Raw genomic sequence first — 20772 nt, forward strand, 5'->3', positions numbered from 1 at the left:
TTCGGCAGCATCTTCATAAAGTGGTGCAATGCGCACTGGTGAGCCCCTGCCCGCCGTGGGGGACGTCCTCGCCGCCCTCGACACCGGACTGTGGCACTGGGACACCGCCGCCGGGCTGGTCACGGTCGACACCGTGGCGGCGCGGCTGCTGGGGCTGCCCGCCCAGCAGGCCACCCTCACCGAAGCGCAGATCCGCTCCCGGCTGCACCCCGTCGACTGGAGCGAGATCAGGGGAGTGATCCAGCTCGCCGTCGCCGAGGGCACCCTCGCCGAGGTACGCATCCGGATCATGGACGACCGGCAGCGGGTGGTCCGGGTCGTCCGCAGCCGCTCCAAGCCCTCCTTCGACCGCGTCCGCAAGGCCTACGTCCTGACTGGCACCCTCCAGGAGGTCACCGAGCCGATGCCGGGCACGCCCGCCGGGCGCAGGGCGGTCACCGGGGACTGGCGGCGCTCACGGGAGGCGTTCCTGCTGGACGCGGGACGCGCGCTGGCGGAGGCACGCTCGACGCAGGAGGTGCTGCGGGTCGCGGCCAACCTGTCGATGCCCGGCTTCTCACCGGACGGACTGGCCGTCTTCGGAGTCGAGGGCGACCACCTCACGATCATCGGCCACCACGGACACGAACCCGGCGCCGACAACCCCTTCACCTACATGCCGCTGGAGACGGACTACCCGGCCGCCGAGGTGGTGCGCACGGGCCGCGCGGTCTATCTCTCCTCCCCGGAGGAGTACAAGTCCCGCTACCCCCTCACCTGGCCGCTCGCCCAGCGCTTCGGACGCCGGTCCTGGGCGTTCCTGCCGCTGACCGTGGCCGGCCGCACGATGGGAGCCTGGCTGGCGGCCTTCGCCTACCCGGTCGCCTTCACCCCGGACGAGCGGTCGGTGCTGACCACGGTGGCCCGGATGCTGGCCCAGGCGCTGGCCCGCGCGGGCACCGCCGAGAGCGAGCGGGCGCTGACCGACGGCCTTCAGCGCTCGATGATGCCGAAGCTCGGCAAGGGCATCCCGGGCATGAGCGTCGCCGCCCGCTACGTCCCCACCGGCGGCGGCCTCCAGGTCGGCGGCGACTGGTACGACGTCATCCCGCTGCCCAGCGAACGGTTCGCGATGGTCATCGGCGACGTCCAGGGCCACGACGTACGGGCCGCGGGACTGATGGGCCAGCTGCGGATAGCCCTGCGGGCGTACGCGTCCGAGGGCCACCGGCCGGACGCCGTACTCGCCCGCGCCTCCCGCTTCCTGCACGGCATCGGCGAGGCGGACCCCAGCGACCTGCGCTTCGCGACCTGCCTGTACACCGAGGTCGACCCCGCGAGCGGGGTCCTGGAGATCGCCCGCGCCGGACATCCGGACCCGGTGATCCGCATGGCCGACGCGACGGTGCTGACCCGGCCGACGGCGGGCGGGCTGCCGCTCGGCATCGACCCGGACGCCGACTACCCGACCACGCGGATCGTCCTGGAGTCCGGCGAGACGATGATGATCTGCACGGACGGGCTGATCGAGACCGGCGGCCACGACCTGGACACCGGCTGGCAGCGGCTGCGCACCATCCTCGAGGGGCACAAGGGCAACCAGGAGGAACTGGCCGACGCCCTGGTCCAGGCGGTGCACGGCCCCTCCTCGCACCACACCACGGGACCGCTGGCCGACCGGCGCGAGGACGACATCGCCGTGCTGCTGCTGTCCCGGCAGGGCGAGGGCTGCGGCTGCGGCGCGGAGTCCGACACGGTACGGCCGCCGGTGCGCCGCACGATGCTGACCGTGGCCCAGGCCGAGCCCGAGCGGGTCGCCGTGGCCCGGCAACAGCTGCGCGAGCTGCTGCACGACTGGCCCTCGGCGGACCAGGTGGACTCGGCGGTGCTGCTGCTGTCGGAGATGCTCACCAACGTCCTCGTGCACACCGACACCGACGCCCTGCTGCTCGCCGAGGTCACCGCCGGGGGAGACGGCCGCCGGATACGCGTGGAGGTCACCGACGTCGGCGACGATCTGCCGCATCTGCGCAGTCCGGGGGAGCTGGCGTCCTCCGGCCGGGGTCTGGTCCTGGTGGAACTCCTCGCGCACACCTGGGGCGTCGACCCGCGCGGCGAGGGCAAGTGCATCTGGTTCGAGCTGTACGAGAAGGACGGCTCGGGACACGGCTGAGACACGCGGGCCCGTCCCGTGCCGTCCGCGCGCCCCGGTCGCCGGCGGCCGGGGGCGCTGCCGGTGCGCTGCGGCGCTCAGGCGCCGTCGTCGCCGGTTGCCGGGCCCGCCTCGGTCATGCCGTGCACGGCCGGGACCGTGCCGAGGCGGCCCTTCTGGAAGTCCTCGAAGGCCTGCATCAGCTCGTCCTTGGTGTTCATGACGAACGGGCCGTAGTGGGCCATGGGCTCCCGGATGGGCCGGCCGCCGAGCAGCACGACCTCCAGGTCCGGCGTGTGGCTGTCCTGCTTCTCGTCCGCGCGCACGGTCAGGGAGCCGCCCGCCCCGAAGACCGCCGTCTGGCCGAGGTGGACCGGGCGGCGCTCGGCACCGACCGAACCCCTGCCCGCCAGCACGTACGCCAGCCCGTTGAAGTCCTCCTGCCAGGGCAGGGTGACCTCGGCGCCCGGGGCGAGCGTCGCGTGGATCATCGTGATCGGCGTGTGCGTGATGCCGGGGCCCTCGTGGCCGTCCAGCTCACCGGCGATGACCCGCAGCAGCGCGCCGCCGTCGGGGGAGGTGAGCAGCTGGACGCTGCCGCTGCGGATGTCCTGGTAGCGCGGCGCCATCATCTTGTCCTTGGCCGGCAGGTTCACCCACAGCTGGAGGCCGTGGAAGAGCCCGCCGGAGACGACCAGGTGCTCCGGCGGCGCCTCGATGTGCAGCAGGCCGGCGCCGGCCGTCATCCACTGGGTGTCGCCGTTGGTGATGGTGCCGCCACCGCCGTTGGAGTCCTGGTGGTCGAAGATCCCGTCGATGATGTAAGTGACGGTCTCGAAACCGCGGTGGGGGTGCCAGGGGGTGCCCTTCGGCTCCCCGGGCGCGTACTCCACCTCACCCATCTGGTCCATCATGATGAACGGGTCGAGGTAGCGGTAGTTGATCCCCGCGAACGCCCGGCGCACCGGAAAGCCCTCACCCTCGAACCCGCTCGGCGCGGTCGTGACGGCGAGCACGGGACGGGCCACGGCGTCGGCGCCCACCGTCACCCGGGGCAGCGTCAACGGGTTCTCGACGGTCACTGCAGGCATGTCGGTACCTCCTCGGATACGCCCACTTTAGTTGAGCGTTGAACTTCCCGCTACCCGGAACAGCGAAAGCCCGGAGGGCATTCCCTCCGGGCTCGGTTCGGGCGCGGACCGGTCCTCGCCGTCTGCGCGGCAAGGGCATCAGCCGTACATCCGGCGCATGGCGAACTCGACCATCTGCTCCACGGCCTTGGCGTCGAACACCATCCGGTGCTCGCCCTCCATGTCGAGCACGAAGCCGTAGCCGGTCGGCAGCAGGTCGATCACCTCGGCGCCGGTGATCACGAAGTACTTGGACTCCTTGCCCGCGTACCGCCGCAGCTCCTTGAGCGAGGTGAACATCGGGATCACCGGCTGCTGGGTGTTGTGCAGGGCGAGGAATCCGGGGTTGTCGCCGCGCGGGCAGTAGACCTTGGACGTGGCGAAGATCTGCTGGAAGTCCTCGGCCGCCATCTGGCCCGAGGTGAACGCGCGCACGGCGTCGGCGAGCGAGGGTGCGGACGGCTCGGGATAGGCCGGCGCCTGCTGTCCGTACCCGCCCGGCATCTGCTGCTGCGGCGGAACGTAACCCTGCTGTGTCCCCGCGCTCTGGTCGTAGCCGTACATGCCGCACAGACTACTGACCCGCCGGGAGGGCTGGGTCACAGATGTCCGGATCGGGGTTGCTTCTTATTACCGACGGGTAGCATCATCGTGCTACTTGTTGGTACGTGAACTAGGTGCGAGGAGTCAGTGCCTCGCCGATCTCTCTCTAACGGAGCCGTCGCCATGGGGCACTACAAGTCGAATCTCCGCGACATCGAGTTCAACCTCTTCGAAGTACTCGGGCGCGACAAGCTGTACGGCACGGGCCCGTTCGAGGAGATGGACGCCGAGACCGCGAAGAGCATCCTCGACGAGCTGACCCGGCTCGCGGAGAACGAACTGGCGGAGTCCTTCACCGACGCCGACCGCAACCCGCCGGTCTTCGACCCGGAGACCGGCACGGCGCCGGTCCCGCCGTCCTTCAAGAAGAGCTTCCAGGCGTTCATGGACTCCGAGTACTGGCGTCTCGGACTGCCCGAGGCCATCGGCGGCACCACCGCCCCGCCCTCGCTGATCTGGGCGTACGCGGAGCTGATCCTGGGCGCCAACCCGGCCGTGTGGATGTACTCCTCCGGTCCGGCCTTCGCCGGGATCCTCTACGACGAGGGCAACGAGGCGCAGAAGAAGATCGCGCGGATCGCCGTCGAGCGGCAGTGGGGCTCGACCATGGTCCTCACCGAGCCGGACGCCGGCTCGGACGTCGGCGCCGGCCGCACCAGGGCCGTGCGGCAGGAGGACGGCTCCTGGCACATCGAGGGCGTGAAGCGGTTCATCACCTCCGGTGAGCACGACATGTCGGAGAACATCCTCCACTACGTGCTGGCCCGCCCCGAGGGCGCGGGACCGGGCACCAAGGGCCTGTCCCTCTTCCTCGTCCCGAAGTACCTCTTCGACGCCGAGACCGGCGAGCTCGCCGAGCGCAACGGCGTCTACGCCACCAACGTCGAGCACAAGATGGGCCTCAAGGCCTCCAACACGTGCGAGATGACCTTCGGCGACAAGCACCCCGCCAAGGGCTGGCTGATCGGCGACAAGCACGACGGCATCCGCCAGATGTTCCGCATCATCGAGTTCGCCCGCATGATGGTCGGCACGAAGGCGATCTCCACGCTGTCCACGGGCTACCTGAACGCGCTGGAGTACGCCAAGGAGCGCGTCCAGGGCCCGGACCTGGCCAACTTCATGGACAAGTCCGCGCCCAAGGTCACCATCACCCACCACCCCGACGTGCGCCGCTCGCTGATGACGCAGAAGGCGTACGCGGAGGGCATGCGCGCCCTCGTCCTCCACACCGCGTCCGTCCAGGACGCCATCGCGGTGAAGGAGGCGGCGGGCGAGGACGCCTCGGCCGAGCACGCGCTCAACGACCTGCTGCTGCCCATCGTGAAGGGCTACGGCTCCGAGAAGGGCTACGAGCAGCTCGCCCAGTCGCTGCAGACCTTCGGCGGCTCCGGCTTCCTCCAGGAGTACCCGATCGAGCAGTACATCCGGGACTCCAAGATCGACACCCTGTACGAGGGCACCACCGCGATCCAGGGCCAGGACTTCTTCTTCCGGAAGATCGTCCGCAACCAGGGCGCGGCCCTCAACTCGCTCGCCGAGGACATCAAGAAGTTCCTGGCGCTCGGCGAGGGCGGCGAGGAACTGGCGGGCGCCCGCGAGCACCTGGCCAAGGCGGCGGTCGAGCTGGAGGCCATCGTCGGCCTGATGCTCACCGACCTGGCGGCCACCGAGCAGGACGTCAAGAACATCTACAAGGTGGGCCTGAACACCACCCGCCTGCTGATGGCCTCCGGCGACGTGATCGTCGGCTACCTGCTCCTCAAGGGCGCCGCGGTCGCCGCCGACAAGCTGGCCACGGCCCCCGCCAAGGACCAGGCCTTCTACACCGGCAAGATCGCCGCGGCCCGCTTCTTCGCGGCCAACGTCCTCCCGGGCGTCACCCTGGCCCGCAAGATCGCCGAGGGCGTCGACCTGGACCTGATGACCCTGGACGAGTCGGCGTTCTGACCCTTTCGGGCTCTCACGGTACGTAACCAGTACAGAACCGCACGAGACCCGGCCGGACCCCCGCGAGGGCCCGCTCCCGCACAGGGAAGCGGGCCCTCGCCCTCGTTAAGGTGAACCCCATGAGCGAACCCCCCCGCTTCGATCGCGGTCACACCGACGACCTCATGTCCTTCCTGGCGGCCAGTCCCACGCCGTACCACGCCGTGGCGAACGCCGCCGAGCGGCTGGAGAAGGCGGGCTTCCGGCAGGTCGCGGAGACGGACGCCTGGGACGGGGCGTCGGGCGGCAAGTACGTGCTGCGCGGCGGCGCGATCATCGCCTGGTACGTCCCCGAGGGCGCGAGCGCGCACACGCCCTTCCGGATCGTCGGCGCCCACACCGACTCCCCCAACCTGCGGGTGAAACCCCGCCCGGACAGCGGTGCGCACGGCTGGCGCCAGGTGGCCGTGGAGATCTACGGCGGTCCGCTGCTCAACTCCTGGCTCGACCGCGACCTGGGCCTGGCCGGCCGGCTGTCGCTGCGCGACGGCTCCACCCGGCTGGTCAACGTCGACCGCCCGCTGCTGCGCGTCCCCCAGCTCGCCATCCACCTGGACCGCTCGGTCAACGCCGACGGCCTCAAGCTCGACAAGCAGCGGCACATGCAGCCGGTCTGGGGCATGGGCGGCGACGTCCGCGACGGCGAGCTCATCGCCTTCCTGGAGGAGACCGCCGGCCTCTCCTCCGGTGAGGTCACCGGCTGGGACCTGATGGTCCACTCCGTGGAACCGCCCGCCTACCTGGGCCGCGACCGCGAGCTGGTGGCGGGGCCGCGCATGGACAACCTGCTGTCCGTGCACGCCGGTACGGCGGCGCTCGCCGCCGCGGCCCGGGGCGTGGACCCGTCCCACATCCCCGTCCTCGCCGCCTTCGACCACGAGGAGAACGGCTCCCAGTCCGACACCGGCGCCGACGGACCGCTGCTCGGCGGCGTCCTGGAGCGCTCGGTGTTCGCGCGCGGCGGCTCCTACGAGGACCGGGCGCGCGCCTTCGCCGGCTCCGTCTGCCTGTCCTCCGACACCGGTCACGCCGTCCACCCCAACTACGCCGAGCGGCACGACCCCACCCACCACCCGCGCGTCGACGGCGGCCCCATCCTCAAGGTCAACGTCAACAACCGCTACGCCACCGACGGTTCGGGCCGCGCCGTGTTCGCGGCGGCCTGCGAGAAGGCGGACGTCCCCTTCCAGTCCTTCGTCTCCAACAACGCGATGCCGTGCGGCACCACCATCGGCCCGATCACCGCGGCCCGGCACGGCATCCGGACCGTCGACATCGGCGTGGCCATCCTGTCGATGCACAGCGCACGCGAACTGTGCGGGGCCAACGACCCGTTCCTGCTGGCGAACGCGCTCGTCGCGTTTCTTGAGGGCTAGTCAGCCGCCCTGCGCAGCACGGCGCATGACGGCCGCCTGCCCGGGTACCCGGTGCGCACCGGAAACACCGGACAGGGAGGCGACACTCATGGGCCTCGGCGGATGCATCATCCTCATCGCCGTGGGAGCAATCCTCACGTTCGCGACCGACTGGGACATGCAGGGTGTCAACCTTGACCTGGTCGGCATCATCTTCATGATCGTCGGTCTGATCGGCGTCGCGACCTTCAGCAGCATCGCCCGGCGTCGGCGGGTCGTCGTACCACCCGCCACCCCGGTCGTCGACCACACCACCCGGCCCCACCACCCCACCCGCGACGGCTACAGCGACGGGTACGGGGTCTGACCAGCAGGCGAACCCAGGGGCGGCCGAGATGCACAAGGGCGCGGGAGAGCGGGCCTCTCCCGCGCAGACCTGTCCACGTCGCGATTCGATCGCGTGGCAGAGGTCTTCCAGTGCTGACGCACGACCGCGGGTAAGGGCGCGCTCCTGGTCCGGCCTCCCGGGACCGGTCGGAGCCGCACGAGGCCGGGTGAACGAACTCGGCCCGTCGGCCCAGTCGGGGGGTCCCGGGGACGGGGCGGGGGAAACCGTCACGGCATGAGATTTCTCGTGCGGGACCGGATCCTCGGGATCGGGGACGACTACTGGATCGAGGACGACCGGGGCAACAAGGTCTTCCTCGTCGACGGCAAGGCGATGCGGCTGCGGGACACCTTCGAACTGAAGGACACCGAGGGCCGGGTGCTCATCGACATCCGCCAGAAGATGCTCGCCCTGCGGGACACGATGGTGATCGAGCGGGACGGCCGTCCGCTCGCCACCGTCCGGCGCAAGCGGCTGTCGCTGCTGCGCAACCACTACCGGGTGGCGCTGGCGGACGGCGGCACCGAACTGGACGTCAGCGGCCGCGTCCTGGACCGGGAGTTCGTCGTGGAGTACGACGGCGAGGTGCTCGCCGTGATCTCCCGCCGCTGGCTGCGCATCCGCGAGACCTACGGCGTCGACGTCGTACGGGAGGACGCCGACCCCGCGCTGCTCATCGCCGTCGCGGTGTGTGTGATCCACCTGGCGGAGAAGGAACGGCAGGAGTAGCCGGGAGCGCCGTTCGCCGCGGGCCGCGTGGGGCGGGGGTGCAACACGCGCTTCTTGTGGGCATTCATCGCCAGTGACCGCACGGAGCCGACCACGGAAGGGCGAACCGGTGACGATCAGGCGAATACTCGGCGGCGGACAAGGGATCACCAAGAGCGGCGGCCGCGGCAGAAGAGCCGCGGCCCTGGTGGCGATGACAACGTTGTTCTCGACTCTGGTCGGCGCGGCGCCGGCCACACCGGCGGTGGACTCCGGCCCGTCCGGGGCGAAGACCGCGCCGGCGCGGGCCGGCTGGCACACCGTCTGGGCCAACTCCCAGCAGCGGCTCGCACCGACCACGCTCGACAACCAGACGGTCCGGTCGATCGCCCGTCTGAGCCAGGGCGGCAAGGCCCTGCGGGTGCGCATCCAGAACGAGTTCGGCACCGAGCCGCTGAAGATCGGGCGCGGCACGGTCGCCCTCAGCGACGGCAGGAGCGCCGCGGTCCGCGCCGGCACCGTCCGGCCCCTGACCTTCCACGGCCGCGCCTGGGTCACCGTGCCGGCCGGCGGTGACGTCTGGAGCGATCCGGTCGCCCTCACGACGGCAGCGCACAGCGACCTCGCGGTGAGCCTCCACGTGCCCGGCAGCGCGCGCCCCGGCGAGCACAGCGCGGCGTACCGCGACCACTACCTCACCGAACCCGGCGGCGGCGACCACACCGCCGACACCGACGGGTCCGCGTACACGAGGACCGTGGGGTCGACGTACCTGGTCAGCGCGGTGGACGTGCGCAACCCGCGGCTGCGCGGCACGATCGTCGGGTACGGCAGCTCCGTGGTGGACGGCGCGGGCAGCACCGACTGCGGTCCCGGCTGCGACGGGTGGGGCAACAACAGCCGCTGGACGGACGTCCTCGCCCGGCGCATCACCGAGGAACTGCCCGCGCGTCAGCAGCTCGCGGTGGCCAACGCCGGCATCAACGGCACCCACAGCGCGGCCGGCTGCCCTCAGGCCCCGGGATCCGTCGCCGGACTCGAAGCCGGACCGCGGCTGGAACGCGATGTCCTGGCGCTGCACGGCGTGACCGGGGTGATCTACTTCTACGGCACCAACGATCTCCAGAACAAGTGCACGTCGGCCCAGATCATCGACAGCTACAAGGACGTCTTCGCTCGGCTCCACGAGGCGGGCATCCAGGTGTACGTCGTGCCGAGCACGCCGCGCCCGATCTACACCGACCAGATGAACCGCTACCGCTGGGACGTCGGCGCCTACGCCGGTGACCAGGGCAACTGCGGCGGCGACTGCGACGGCGTGATCGACTTCGACCACGCCGTCCTGGACCCGGTGGCGCCCAACAGCATCAACAAGGCGTACGACGTGGGCGACGGCATCCACGTCAACAAGGCGGGCCACGAGGCCGAGGCCGGCGCCGTCCCGCTGCGCATGCTGCTGTCCTCGGCCCGGCGCTGACCCGGCGCTGACCCGCACGACCGGCGCCGATCCGCACGACCGGCGCTGACCCGCACGACCGGCGCCGTCCCGCACCGGCGGCGCCGAGCGCCGAGCGCCGTCCCGCCCCGGGTTCTCCCGGTGGCGGGGCGGCTACGCGCGGGGCCGCCGGGGAGCGGCCAGGCCCAGGACGCGGTCCTTGAGGGCGGGGAAGCGTTCGCGGGTGCCCGCCACCGACGCCGGGTCGAAGCCGACGGTGAGGACCTCCTCGCCGGGGCCCGCCTCCGCCAGGACCTCGCCCCAGGGATCCACCACGATCGAGTGACCGGCCTGCGGAACTCCCGCGTGCGTCCCCGACGTTCCGCAGGCGAGGACGAACGCCTGGTTCTCCACCGCCCGGGCCCGCGCCAGCAGCGTCCAGTGCGACCGGCGGCGCTCCGGCCAGCCCGCCGGGACCACGAAGGCCTCGGCACCGGCGTCGACGAGACCGCGGAAGAGTTCGGGGAAGCGGAGGTCGTAGCAGGTGGCCACGCCGAGCACGGTGTGCGGCAGCCGCACCGTCACCAGGTCCTCGCCCGCCCCCATCAGCACGGCCTCGCCCTTGTCGAAGCCGAAGCGGTGGATCTTGCGGTAGGCGGCGGCCAGGTCGCCGGAGGGGGAGAAGACGAGGGAGGTGTTGTAGAGGGTGCCGTCGCCGGCGTCACGCTCGGGCACGGAGCCCGCGTGCAGCCAGACGCCCGCGTCGCTCGCGGCCTTGGCCATCGCCTCGAAGGTCGGCCCTTCGAGCGGTTCCGCCTCACTGCCGAACGCGTCGTAGGCGAACGCGCCCGTGGTCCACAGCTCCGGGAGCACGACCAGATCGGCACCGGCCTGATCCCGTACCATCGCGGCGACCCGACGCCGACGCGATTCGACCGATTCATCCTCGTTCACGGCGACTTGGAGCAAGGAAGCGCGCACACTACCACCGTCCTGGCATTCGACCCGCGCACGCGGGCCTACGATCGTCACACGAAAGCACTGCCGGGGTGCCTCGGAGCAGCGTAACTTAGCGACCCGAGACACCCACGCAGTGCAGCCACCGCCCACTGGCACCGCCGCCACAACCTGCCCGTGTACCGACCGCCGAGGGGTCCCGTTTCCGTGAGCCTGCATCCCGCCCTCCAGCCCTACGCCGACGCCTGGTCCCACTCCATCGAGGCGATATCCGAGCTGGTGCAGCCGCTTGTGGAGGCCGACTGGAACCGGCGGACGCCGTGCCCCGGCTGGTCCGTACGCGATGTCGTGTCCCACGTCATCGGCCTGGACTCCGAGATGTACGGCGACCCCCGCCCCATCCACACGCTCCCGCGCGACCTGTTCCACGTCACCAACGACCACCAGCGGTACATGGAGATGCAGGTCGACGTGCGCCGCCACCACACGGCGCCGGAGATGACCTCCGAGCTGGAGCTCATGATCATCCGCCGCAACCGCCAGCTGCGCAACGAGTCGCGCGAGCCCGGCACCAAGGTGCGCGGCCCGCTGGGCACGGAACTCACGCTGGAGGAGTCCATGCGCCGGCATGCCTTCGACGTGTGGGCGCACGAGCAGGATCTGCGCGCGGCCCTCGGCCGGCCCGGCAACCTCGACTCCCCCGGCGCGCACATCGCCCGCGACGTGCTGCTCGCCGAGCTGCCGCGCGTGGTCGCCGAGCTGGCGGGGGCGCCGCGCAGTTCGGCCGTGGTCATCGATGTGCACGGACCGGTGGAGTTCCTGCGCACGGTGCGCGTCGACATCCAGGGCCGCGGCACCCTGGAAACGGCCCCGGCCCTCGGCCCGGCCGTCACCCTCACCCTCGACTGGGAGACGTACGTCCGGCTGGCCTGCGGCCGGGTGACCGCGGACGCGGTGGCGGACCGGGTGAAGACGGAGGGCGACCAGGACCTGGCGGCGGCGATCCTCCGTGACTTCGCGGTGACGCCGTAGCGGCGGCCCGTAAAGGGCTGGGCGGGGGTGGGATGCGCGGCCCGGCGCTTGCGGGGCGCCTCCCCCACTCCCGGCTCCGGGGAGGCGCGATGGCCCGCGGGCAGCGTACCTACACCGGCACGTGCACCGACGTCACCCTGCTCGCCACCAACCGCTCCCGCTCCGCCCGCGCCGCCCGCCTCCGCAGCCGCAGGATCTGCGAGACGCCCACCGCCTGGAGCACGAACACCGACGAGAACGCGACGGCGTAGTCGCCGCCGGTCGCGTCCAGCAGCACCCCGATCGCGAACAGCGTCGTCATGGACGCCGTGAAGCCGCCCATGTTCGTGATCCCGGACGCCGTCCCCTGCCGCTCCGGCGGATTGGCGGGCCGTGCGAAGTCGAACCCGATCATCGAGGCCGGCCCGCAGGCCCCCAGCACCGTGCACAGCACCACCAGCAGCCACATCGGCGCCGTGTCCGCCGGGAAGGCCAGCGTCGCCGCCCACAGCACCGCCGTCGCGGCGACCGTGCCGAGCGCCAGCGGCAGCCGCGCCCCGTGGCACCGGGCGACGGTCTGGCCGTAGACGAGGCCGAACACCATGGTGGACAGCACCACGAGCGTCAGCAGCTCACCGGCGGCCGCCCGGGACAGCCCTTGCGCCTCGACGAGGAACGGCATGCCCCACAGCAGGAGGAACACCATCGCCGGGAACTGCGTCGTGAAGTGCACCCACAGCCCGAGCCGGGTTCCCGGTTCCCGCCAGGACGCGGCGATCTGACGGCGTACGAAGGCGGCGCCCCGGTGCCCGGCGGGCGCCGGCTCGTGGCCCTCGGGGTGGTCCTTCAGGAACAGCACCAGCAGGACGAACACCACGACCCCGGCGGCCGCGCTGCCCGCGAACGCCGCCGTCCAGCCGACGCCGTGCAGCAGCCGCGCCAGGACCAGCGTGGAGACCAGGTTGCCCGCCATGCCGGCCAGCCCGGCCAGCTGCGCGACCAACGGCCCGCGCCGCGCCGGGAACCACCGGGTGCCCAGCCGCAGCACGCTGATGAACGTCATCGCGTCCCCGCAGCCGAGCAGCGCCCGCGAGGCCAGCGCCATGCCGTACGACGGGGAGAGGGCGAAGCCGAGCTGCCCGGCCGTGAACAGCACGACGCCGATGCCCAGCACCCTCTTGGTGCCGAGCCGGTCGACGAGCAGCCCGACGGGTATCTGCATGCCCGCGTAGACCAGCAGTTGGAGGATGGAGAAGGTGGACAGGGCGGAGGCGTTGACGCCGAAGCGGTCGGCGGCGTCGAGGCCGGCCACACCCAGGGAGGTACGGAAGATGACGGCCACGAAGTAGACGGAGACGCCGATTCCCCAGACGGCGAGGGCCCGCCGTCCGCCGGGAGGGTCCGCCGAGGGGGCCGCGGACCGGAGCGGGGCGGGACTCATCGCACCTCGCCCCTGGCCAGGTGGGAGAACCAGCCGACGTGCCGCTGGACCACCCCGACGGCCGCGTCCGCGTCGCCCGAGCGCAGCGCCGTGAGGATCTCCTCGTGCTCGGCGAGGGTCTTGGCGATGCGGTCGGGGTGGGAGTGCATCACGGCCACGCCCATGCGCAGCTGGCGGTCGCGGAGCTGGTCGTAGAGGCGGGAGAGGATCTCGTTGCCGCCGCTGCGGACGATCTCGGCGTGGAAGCAGCGGTCGGTGACGGCCGCGGCGGCGAAGTCGCCGGCGGCGGCCTGCTCCTTCTGCTGGGCGAGCAGCCGCTCCAGGCGTTCGACGAGGGCGGGCGGCGCGGGTACGGCCTTCTTCGCGGCGTGCTCCTCGACGAGCAGCCGGGTCTCCACGACGTCGGCGATCTCCTGCGCGGAGACCGGCAGGACCAGGGCGCCCTTCTTCGGGTAGAGCCTGAGCAGTCCCTCGGCCTCCAGGCGCAGCAGCGCCTCCCGCACCGGGGTGCGGGAGACCCCCACCGCCTCGGCCAGCTCGCCCTCCGTGAGCAGTGTGCCGCCCTCGTACCGACGGTCCAGGACCGCTTGCTTGACATGGCTGTAGACGCGCTCGGCGGCGGGCGGCTGCTTCACATGGGCCAGGCTGGTCATGCCGACAGGATAGATACAACACGTACGCGTCATGCCGCCCGTCCACGATGCGGACTCGGCCCGTCCCCCGAAAAGTCACCCCACAACACGCACAACCATCCGCCACCGTCAGGAGTCGGACATGTGCGGCCCCCACCACAGCCGCACCTCAACTCCGCCGCACCACTGGGGCATTCAACTCAATCGGGGTACCTCACTTGAAGATCGGCATTCAGGGCGTCCGCCTCCGCGGAGCCATCGGCGTCGCCGTGACCACCGGCGCCGTGCTCGCGACCGGAGTCCTTCCCGCAGCGCCCGCGCAGGCCGCGCCCGCGGTACGGACCACCGGTCCCGTACGGGCGGCCGCCGCGCCCACGATCGTCGCCAAGGGCGGCTTCGCGATGGACAACGCGGGCGGCAGGTCGCTGTACACCAAGGCCGCGGACACGCGTCGTCCGACCGGTTCGACGACGAAGATCATGACCGCGAAGGTCGTACTCGCGCAGAAGAACCTGAACCTCGACGCCAAGGTCACCATCCAGAAGGCCTACAGCGACTACATCGTGTCGAAGAACGCCTCGTCCGCGCGGCTGATCGTCGGTGACAAGGTCACCGTGCGCCAGCTGCTCCACGGCCTGATGCTGCCGTCCGGCTGCGACGCGGCGTACGCGCTGGCCGACACGTTCGGCACGGGCAGGACGCGTTCGGCCCGCGTGAAGTCGTTCATCGGCAAGATGAACGCGGACGCGAAGAAACTGGGCCTGAAGAACACCCACTTCGACTCGTTCGACGGCATCGGGAACGGCAAGAACTACTCCACGCCGCGCGATCTGACGAGGATCGCGAGCAGCGCGCTGAAGAACTCGACGTTCCGCTCGATCGTGAAGACGAAGAAGTACACGGCGAAGACACGGACGAAGTCGGGCGGCACCCGCACGATGGCGCCGTGGACCAACACCAACCCGCTGCTCGGCAGCTACCAGGGCACCATCGGCGTGAAGACCGGCTCCGGCCCCGAGGCCAAGTACTGTCTGGTCTTCGCCGCGACACGCAAGGGAAGGACGGTCGTCGGCACGGTCCTGGCGTCGTCCTCCGCCGCCCAGCGCGAGAAGGACGCGAAGAAGATCCTGACCTACGGCTTCGGCCGGGTCTGACCCGCGCCGACGAAGAAGGCTCCCCGCGGAGGGCGGGGAGCCTTCGTTCTTCGTGCGGGGGGTCAGGCCCAGGTGCGGGCAGGGTCAGGCCCAGGTGATCAGCCGCTTGGGCTGTTCCAGGATCGCGGCCACGTCCGCCAGGACCTTCGAGCCCAGTTCACCGTCGACCAGTCGGTGGTCGAAGGAGAGGGCCAGGGTGGTGACCTGGCGCGGCTTGACCTTGCCCTTGTGGACCCATGGCTGGGGCTTGATCGCGCCCACCGCGAGGATCGCCGACTCGCCGGGGTTGATGATCGGCGTGCCCGTGTCGACGCCGAAGACGCCGACGTTGGTGATCGTGACCGTGCCGCCCTGCATCGCGGCGGGGCTGGTCCGGCCCTCCCGCGCCGTCGACACCAGCTCGCCCAGGGACTCGGCCAGCTGCGGCAGCGTCTTGGCGTGGGCGTCCTTGATGTTCGGGACGATCAGGCCGCGCGGGGTGGCCGCCGCGATGCCCAGGTTGACGTAGTGCTTGACCACGATCTCCTGGGCCGCCTCGTCCCACGACGCGTTGATGTCGGGGTTGCGCCTGATGGCGACCAGCAGCGCCTTGGCGATCAGCAGGAGCGGGTTCACCCGCAGGCCGGCGAACTCCTTGTCCTGCTTGAGCTCCTCGACCAGCTTGAGCGTGCGGGTCACGTCGACCGTCACGAACTCCGTGACGTGCGGCGCCGTGAACGCCGAGCCGACCATCGCCGCCGCCGTCGCCTTGCGCACCCCCTTGACCGGGATACGCGTCTCGCGCCCGGTGTCGTACGACACCGGGGCGGCCGGAGCCTGGGCCGGGGCGGGCGCCTGCGCGGGTGCCCGCTCCGGTGCCGGAGCCTCGGCCGCGGCGACCGCGGCGTGCACGTCCTCGCGGGTGATGATGCCGTCCGGGCCGGTCGGGGTGACCGTGGCCAGGTCGACGCCCAGGTCCTTCGCCAGCTTGCGCACCGGCGGCTTCGCCAGCGGCCGCTCCCGGGGGACGGCGGGGGCGGCGCCGTGGCCGTTCAGCTCCGACTGGACCGCCACCGCCGCCTGCCGGGCCGCGGTGGCGTCCGGGGCCTGCTTGCGCGGGCGGCGGCGGGTGGAGGAGGTCGCCACGCCGTACCCGACCAGCACGGGCTGGCGGGCGGCCGGCTCCTCGCCCTTCCCGGAGGGCTCCTCGCCCTTCCCGGAGGGCTCCTCGGCGGGTTCTCCGGCGGGGGCGGCGGGTGCCTCCTGCGCCGGGGCCGCGCCGCCCGAGACGTCCACCGCGATGATGGACGTGCCCACGTCGACCGTGGTGCCCTCGGGGAAGTGCAGCTCGCGGACCACGCCGTCGTAGGGGATGGGCAGCTCGACGGCCGCCTTCGCCGTCTCGACCTCGCAGACCACCTGGCCGTCGGTGACCGTGTCACCCGGCTGGACGTACCACTTGAGGATCTCGGCCTCGGTGAGGCCCTCGCCCACGTCCGGCATCTTGAACTCGCGTACGGACGCGTTCGTCATCGTCGTCACGACCCTCTCCTCAGTACGCCAGCGAGCGGTCGACGGCATCGAGCACCCGGTCCAGGTCGGGGAGGTAGGTCTCCTCCAGGCGGGCCGGCGGGTACGGGGCGTGGTAGCCGCCCACCCGCAGCACCGGGGCCTCCAGGTGGTAGAAGCACCGCTCGGTGATCCGCGCGGCGATCTCCGCGCCGGAACCGAAGAACACCGGTGCCTCGTGGACCACGACCAGCCGGCGCGTCCTCTCCACCGACGCCTGGACGGCGTCGAAGTCGATCGGGGAGACCGAGCGCAGGTCGAGCACCTCCAGGGAGCGGCCCTCCTCGGCGGCCGCGTCGGCGACCTCCTGGCAGAGCTTCACCATCGGGCCGTAGGCGGCGAGGGTGAGGTCCGTACCGGCCCGCACCACGCGCGCGGCGTGCAGCGGACCCGGGATCGCCTCGGTGTCGACGTCGGACTTGTCCCAGTAGCGCCGCTTCGGCTCGAAGAAGATCACCGGGTCGTCGCTCTGGATGGCCTGCTGCATCATCCAGTACGCGTCCGACGCGTTCGACGGCGAGACGACCTTCAGACCGGCCACGTGCGCGAACAGCGACTCCGGGGACTCGGAGTGGTGCTCCACCGCGCCGATGCCGCCGCCGTACGGAATGCGCACGACGACCGGGAGCTTGACCTTGCCCAGCGAGCGGGCGTGCATCTTCGCGAGCTGCGTGACGATCTGGTCGTACGCGGGGAAGACGAAGCCGTCGAACTGGATCTCCACCACCGGGCGGTACCCGCGCAGGGCCAGGCCGATCGCCGTGCCGACGATGCCCGACTCGGCGAGCGGCGTGTCGATGACGCGGCTCTCGCCGAAGTCCTTCTGCAGCCCGTCGGTCACCCGGAACACGCCGCCGAGCTTGCCGACGTCCTCGCCCATGACGACGACCTTCGGGTCCGCGTCCAGCGCCCGCCGCAGCGACTCGTTGATCGCCTTGGCCAGGGCCATCTTCTTCGATGTCACGGTCTGCGCCATGTCACTCACCCCCGTCTTCGTCCGCGAACGACGCCTGATAGGCGGCGAACTGCGCCCGCTCCTCGTCCACGAGCGCGTGGCCGTCCGCGTACACGTTCTCGAAGACGGCGAAGTGGTCCGGGTCGGGCATGGCACGGACCGCTTCGCGCACTCGTTTGCCCAACGCCTCGCTCTCGGCCTCCAGTTCCGCGAAGAATCCCTCGTCCGCGTGGTGTGCGGACTCCAGATGGCGGCGAAGGCGCAGGATCGGGTCCTTGGCCTCCCAGGCGGCCCGCTCGTCGTCGTGGCGGTAGCGGGTGGGGTCGTCGGATGTGGTGTGCGCGCCCATGCGGTACGTGAACGCCTCGACCAGCGTCGGGCCCTCACCGGCGCGCGCCCGCTCCAGGGCCCACTTGGTGACGGCCAGGCTCGCCAGCACGTCGTTGCCGTCCACCCGGACGCCGGGGAAGCCGAAGCCCTGCGCGCGCTGGTACAGCGGCACGCGGGACTGCTTCTCGGTCGGCTCGGAGATCGCCCACTGGTTGTTCTGGCAGAAGAACACCACCGGGGCGTTGTAGACCGCGGAGAAGGTGAAGGCCTCGGCCACGTCGCCCTGGCTGGAGGCGCCGTCGCCGAAGTAGGCGATGACCGCGCTGTCCGCGCCGTCCTTGGTGATGCCCATCGCATAGCCCGTGGCGTGCAGCGTCTGGGAGCCGATGACGATGGTGTACAGGTGGAAGTTGTTCCCGCCCGGGTCCCAGCCACCGTTGTTCACACCGCGGAACATGCCGAGCAGATTGGTCGGGTCCACCCCGCGGCACCACGCGACGCCGTGCTCACGGTAGGTGGGGAAGACGTAGTCGTCGTCGCGCAGCGCCCGGCCGGAGCCGATCTGCGCCGCCTCCTGCCCGAGCAGCGAGGCCCACAGGCCCAGCTCGCCCTGGCGCTGCAGGGAGGTGGCCTCGGCGTCGAAACGGCGGGTGAGCACCATGTCGCGGTACAGACCGCGCAGATCCTCGGCGGTGATGTCGGCGACGTACGGGTCGAACTCGGCGTTCTTGACGCGCTTGCCCTCGGGCGTCAGCAGCTGGACGAGGGCGGGCTCGGCGCTCTTCCTGGCGCCGGCGGCCTTCTTGGCGGTGCTGGTGGTGCGCTTGGTGCCGGTGGTGCCGGCCTTGTTTCCGGCGCTGCGTCGCGATGTGCGCGCGGCAGTGCTCTCCACGGTCACGTGTGCTCCTCCGTCGGTCCGGCCCCCGGGGTTGCCGGTAGGCCAGTGCGGCTCACCTGCTACTCGACCACCGGGCACGGGGTGGGTGCCACTCGGCCGGGAACAGGCGTGACAGGTGCCCCGGCGAGCGCCCTGCAAGAGGCACGGTACCCAGTGCTCCACATTTCTGTGAAACCCCAATTGACCTGCGATTTTGCTTGGATTTCCAAGTAAATCGGGCTAGGCCTCAACGGCGTGCTGGTCACAGCCTTGCAGGAGGCCGGAGCAACGGCACGTTATCCCGGCCACCCCGGGCACGGGAAGAGTCGGCGCCGTGACGGCACGGCGTGCCGCGCGGGAGGTCACGGGGTGCCCGGGGAGGCGGTCAGCTGGTGCGGAGCGGGTCAGTTCACACCACCGGGAAGGCCGGCCGTACCGGCGTTCTCGCCACCGCCGCCTTCCGTGGTGCCGCCGTCCTGGTTGCCGCCCTCCGTGGTGCCGCCGTCCTCGTTGCCGCCGCCCTCCGTGGTGCCGCCGTCCTCGTTGCCGCCGCCCTCCGTGGTGCCGGCGTCGGTGCCGCCCGGCTGGCTCGGCGAGTTGGTCGACGGCGGGGTGGTCGGCGTCTCCGGCTGGGTCTCCGACTGCGTCGGCGCCTCCGGCGGGTCGTAGGTCGGCGTCCACTCGCCGTTGCCGCCCGAGCCGTTGCCCGGATCGGTGTTCGGGTCGGGTGCCTCCTCGGTCTCCTCGTCGCTCGGGGACCGGCTGGCCTTGTCGTCCTCCGTGGACTGCGTGACGGACGGCGACTTATCGGTCTCGGTGCCGCCTCCGCCCTCGGCGCCGTTGTTGAGCGCCAGCGCGACACCGGCCGCGACGGCGATCACCGCGAGCACCGCGAGGATCCACAGCTTGCCGCGCCCGTTGCCCCGGTTGCCGTTGCCCTCGAAGCCGCCGTCGTCCCCGCCGCCGTAGCCGCTGGGCAGGATCGGCTGCGGGATCGCCGTCGTGCCGGCGGCGTCCTGGTGCGGCATCACGGCCGTCCCCGCGAAGCCGGCCGCCGGGGTCGGCGGGCCCTCGTGCATGTTCACCGGGCCCGTGTTCCAGGTGCCGGTGTGGCCGCCCTGGTCGTAGAGCATCTGCAGCGCGTACTGGACCAGCCCGCGCATCTCCTCGGCCGTCTGGAACCGGTCGTCGGGCTCCTTGGCGAGGGAGCGCATGACCAGGCCGTCCAGCTCCGGCGGGCAGGCGTCCGAGGCCTCCGAAGGAGGCGTGGGGATGTCCTGGACGTGCTGGTAGACCACCGACAGCGGCGTCTCACCGGTGAACGGGGGACGCAGCGCCAGCAGTTCGTACATCAGGCAGCCGGTGGCGTACAGGTCGGAGCGGTGGTCGACGGCCTTGCCGAGCGCCTGCTCGGGGGAGAGGTACTGCGGGGTGCCCATGACCATGCCGGTCTGCGTCATCGTCGTGGACGCGCCGTGCAGGGCGCGGGCGATGCCGAAGTCCATCACCTTGACCGCGCCGTTGTTGGTGATGATGACGTTGGCCGGCTTGATGTCGCGGTGCACGATGCCGTGCTGGTGCGAATAGGCGAGCGCCTCCAGGACACCGGAGACGATGATCAGCGCCTGCTCGGGTCCTGGCGCCTCGGCGTTCATCAGGAGGTCGCGGATGGTGCGCCCCTCGACGATCTCCATCACGATGTACGGCACCGGCTGGCCGCCGATGACGTCCTCGCCGGAGTCGTACACGGCGACGATCGCGTGGTGGTTGAGACCGGCCACCGACTGCGCCTCGCGCGTGAAGCGGGCCTTGGCCACCGGGTCCTCGGCGAGGTCGTTGCGCAGCAGCTTCACGGCGACCGTGCGGCCGAGGCGCACGTCCTCGGCGGCGAACACCTCGGCCATGCCGCCACGGCCGAGTCTGCGGGTCAGCCGGTACCGGCCGTCGCCGACGAGCCCGCCGTTGCCCCAGTTGTCCGGCGCGTCCGACATGCCGCCGCCAGTCGCCTCGGGGTCTTCGGACGGGCCCTGAGCGCGCTGCTGCTGTGCCATCAGTCCTCGCCGTCGTTTCTGCCCGCGGTGCGCGCGGTGTTGTTACGGTCTCCGTCGGCCACGCTACAGCCTTTGCA

17 protein-coding genes are annotated in these 20772 nt (G+C 71.4%); 8 read left to right on the forward strand and 9 right to left on the reverse strand.

The window, feature by feature from the left end; translation table 11 throughout:
- Nucleotides 1-28 precede the first annotated feature (28 nt).
- The gene (locus AC5L3C_RS18380; protein WP_493649941.1) at nt 29-2152 is read left to right on the forward strand and encodes an ATP-binding SpoIIE family protein phosphatase; all 2124 of its coding nucleotides are present in this window, start codon (nt 29-31) and stop codon (nt 2150-2152) included.
- A gap of 77 nt (nt 2153-2229) precedes the next feature.
- Here the strand turns inward: AC5L3C_RS18380 and AC5L3C_RS18385 are convergent, their stop codons facing one another.
- Nucleotides 2230-3222 carry a pirin family protein gene (locus tag AC5L3C_RS18385; RefSeq protein WP_493649942.1) on the reverse strand — a complete coding sequence of 331 codons (993 nt, stop codon included), beginning with the start codon at nt 3220-3222 and terminating at the stop codon, nt 2230-2232.
- Nucleotides 3223-3360: 138 nt separating this feature from the next.
- Complete coding sequence (locus AC5L3C_RS18390; RefSeq protein ID WP_125505274.1) at nt 3361-3825, reverse strand: SseB family protein; 465 nt, start codon at nt 3823-3825, stop codon at nt 3361-3363.
- Nucleotides 3826-3987: 162 nt separating this feature from the next.
- Between AC5L3C_RS18390 and AC5L3C_RS18395 the strand changes: the two genes are divergently transcribed.
- The 5 genes from AC5L3C_RS18395 (at nt 3988) to AC5L3C_RS18415 (ending at nt 9781) form a co-directional block, all read left to right on the forward strand.
- Nucleotides 3988-5814 (forward strand): acyl-CoA dehydrogenase, encoded by a 1827-nt coding sequence (locus tag AC5L3C_RS18395; protein WP_493649943.1) that lies wholly within the window; start codon nt 3988-3990, stop codon nt 5812-5814.
- A gap of 119 nt (nt 5815-5933) precedes the next feature.
- The gene (locus tag AC5L3C_RS18400) at nt 5934-7229 is read left to right on the forward strand and encodes a M18 family aminopeptidase (RefSeq protein WP_493649944.1); all 1296 of its coding nucleotides are present in this window, start codon (nt 5934-5936) and stop codon (nt 7227-7229) included.
- A gap of 88 nt (nt 7230-7317) precedes the next feature.
- The gene (locus tag AC5L3C_RS18405) at nt 7318-7575 is read left to right on the forward strand and encodes a DUF6458 family protein (protein WP_493649945.1); all 258 of its coding nucleotides are present in this window, start codon (nt 7318-7320) and stop codon (nt 7573-7575) included.
- Between the two features lie 255 nt (nt 7576-7830).
- Nucleotides 7831-8325: an LURP-one-related/scramblase family protein gene (locus AC5L3C_RS18410; protein ID WP_493649946.1), complete on the forward strand. Its 495-nt coding sequence runs from the start codon at nt 7831-7833 to the stop codon at nt 8323-8325.
- 109 nt (nt 8326-8434) lie between these two features.
- A complete protein-coding gene (locus AC5L3C_RS18415; protein ID WP_493649947.1) occupies nt 8435-9781 on the forward strand; it encodes a GDSL-type esterase/lipase family protein in 1347 nt (448 codons plus the stop codon).
- Between the two features lie 132 nt (nt 9782-9913).
- Here the strand turns inward: AC5L3C_RS18415 and AC5L3C_RS18420 are convergent, their stop codons facing one another.
- Nucleotides 9914-10720 (reverse strand): carbon-nitrogen family hydrolase, encoded by an 807-nt coding sequence (locus AC5L3C_RS18420; RefSeq protein WP_493649948.1) that lies wholly within the window; start codon nt 10718-10720, stop codon nt 9914-9916.
- A 183-nt stretch (nt 10721-10903) separates the two neighbouring features.
- Between AC5L3C_RS18420 and AC5L3C_RS18425 the strand changes: the two genes are divergently transcribed.
- A complete protein-coding gene (locus tag AC5L3C_RS18425) occupies nt 10904-11728 on the forward strand; it encodes a maleylpyruvate isomerase family mycothiol-dependent enzyme (protein WP_493649949.1) in 825 nt (274 codons plus the stop codon).
- Nucleotides 11729-11837: 109 nt separating this feature from the next.
- Here AC5L3C_RS18425 and AC5L3C_RS18430 read toward each other — a convergent pair whose 3' ends face one another.
- A complete protein-coding gene (locus tag AC5L3C_RS18430) occupies nt 11838-13148 on the reverse strand; it encodes an MFS transporter (RefSeq protein ID WP_493649950.1) in 1311 nt (436 codons plus the stop codon).
- On the reverse strand, nt 13145-13801 hold the full coding sequence (locus AC5L3C_RS18435) for a GntR family transcriptional regulator (RefSeq protein ID WP_493649951.1): 657 nt from the start codon (nt 13799-13801) through the stop codon (nt 13145-13147). The genes AC5L3C_RS18430 and AC5L3C_RS18435 overlap by 4 nt, the downstream gene beginning before the upstream one ends.
- Before the next feature lie 197 nt (nt 13802-13998).
- On the opposite strand from AC5L3C_RS18435, the gene AC5L3C_RS18440 reads away from it, so the two are divergent.
- Nucleotides 13999-14934 carry a D-alanyl-D-alanine carboxypeptidase family protein gene (locus AC5L3C_RS18440; RefSeq protein ID WP_493649952.1) on the forward strand — a complete coding sequence of 312 codons (936 nt, stop codon included), beginning with the start codon at nt 13999-14001 and terminating at the stop codon, nt 14932-14934.
- Nucleotides 14935-15018: 84 nt separating this feature from the next.
- Here AC5L3C_RS18440 and AC5L3C_RS18445 read toward each other — a convergent pair whose 3' ends face one another.
- From AC5L3C_RS18445 to AC5L3C_RS18460, 4 genes are all read right to left on the reverse strand, one after another.
- A complete protein-coding gene (locus AC5L3C_RS18445; RefSeq protein ID WP_493649953.1) occupies nt 15019-16455 on the reverse strand; it encodes a dihydrolipoamide acetyltransferase family protein in 1437 nt (478 codons plus the stop codon).
- Between the two features lie 10 nt (nt 16456-16465).
- Complete coding sequence (locus AC5L3C_RS18450) at nt 16466-17458, reverse strand: alpha-ketoacid dehydrogenase subunit beta (protein WP_493649954.1); 993 nt, start codon at nt 17456-17458, stop codon at nt 16466-16468.
- A gap of 1 nt (nt 17459) precedes the next feature.
- Nucleotides 17460-18665: a pyruvate dehydrogenase (acetyl-transferring) E1 component subunit alpha gene (gene pdhA / locus AC5L3C_RS18455; protein WP_493649955.1), complete on the reverse strand. Its 1206-nt coding sequence runs from the start codon at nt 18663-18665 to the stop codon at nt 17460-17462.
- A gap of 383 nt (nt 18666-19048) precedes the next feature.
- The gene (locus tag AC5L3C_RS18460; RefSeq protein ID WP_493649956.1) at nt 19049-20695 is read right to left on the reverse strand and encodes a protein kinase domain-containing protein; all 1647 of its coding nucleotides are present in this window, start codon (nt 20693-20695) and stop codon (nt 19049-19051) included.
- Nucleotides 20696-20772: the final 77 nt, after the last annotated feature.

The organism is Streptomyces speibonae (genome assembly GCF_984686075.1).

What these genes read in the sequence shown, in the direction of transcription:
- AC5L3C_RS18380 (WP_493649941.1), top strand. Translation starts at nt 29, where the DNA reads ATGCGCACTGGTGAGCCCCTGCCCGCCGTGGGGGACGTCCTCGCCGCC.
- AC5L3C_RS18385 (WP_493649942.1), bottom strand. Translation starts at nt 3,222, where the DNA reads ATGCCTGCAGTGACCGTCGAGAACCCGTTGACGCTGCCCCGGGTGACG.
- AC5L3C_RS18390 (WP_125505274.1), bottom strand. Translation starts at nt 3,825, where the DNA reads ATGTACGGCTACGACCAGAGCGCGGGGACACAGCAGGGTTACGTTCCG.
- AC5L3C_RS18395 (WP_493649943.1), top strand. Translation starts at nt 3,988, where the DNA reads ATGGGGCACTACAAGTCGAATCTCCGCGACATCGAGTTCAACCTCTTC.
- AC5L3C_RS18400 (WP_493649944.1), top strand. Translation starts at nt 5,934, where the DNA reads ATGAGCGAACCCCCCCGCTTCGATCGCGGTCACACCGACGACCTCATG.
- AC5L3C_RS18405 (WP_493649945.1), top strand. Translation starts at nt 7,318, where the DNA reads ATGGGCCTCGGCGGATGCATCATCCTCATCGCCGTGGGAGCAATCCTC.
- AC5L3C_RS18410 (WP_493649946.1), top strand. Translation starts at nt 7,831, where the DNA reads ATGAGATTTCTCGTGCGGGACCGGATCCTCGGGATCGGGGACGACTAC.
- AC5L3C_RS18430 (WP_493649950.1), bottom strand. Translation starts at nt 13,148, where the DNA reads ATGAGTCCCGCCCCGCTCCGGTCCGCGGCCCCCTCGGCGGACCCTCCC.
- AC5L3C_RS18435 (WP_493649951.1), bottom strand. Translation starts at nt 13,801, where the DNA reads ATGACCAGCCTGGCCCATGTGAAGCAGCCGCCCGCCGCCGAGCGCGTC.
- AC5L3C_RS18450 (WP_493649954.1), bottom strand. Translation starts at nt 17,458, where the DNA reads ATGGCGCAGACCGTGACATCGAAGAAGATGGCCCTGGCCAAGGCGATC.
- AC5L3C_RS18460 (WP_493649956.1), bottom strand. Translation starts at nt 20,695, where the DNA reads ATGGCACAGCAGCAGCGCGCTCAGGGCCCGTCCGAAGACCCCGAGGCG.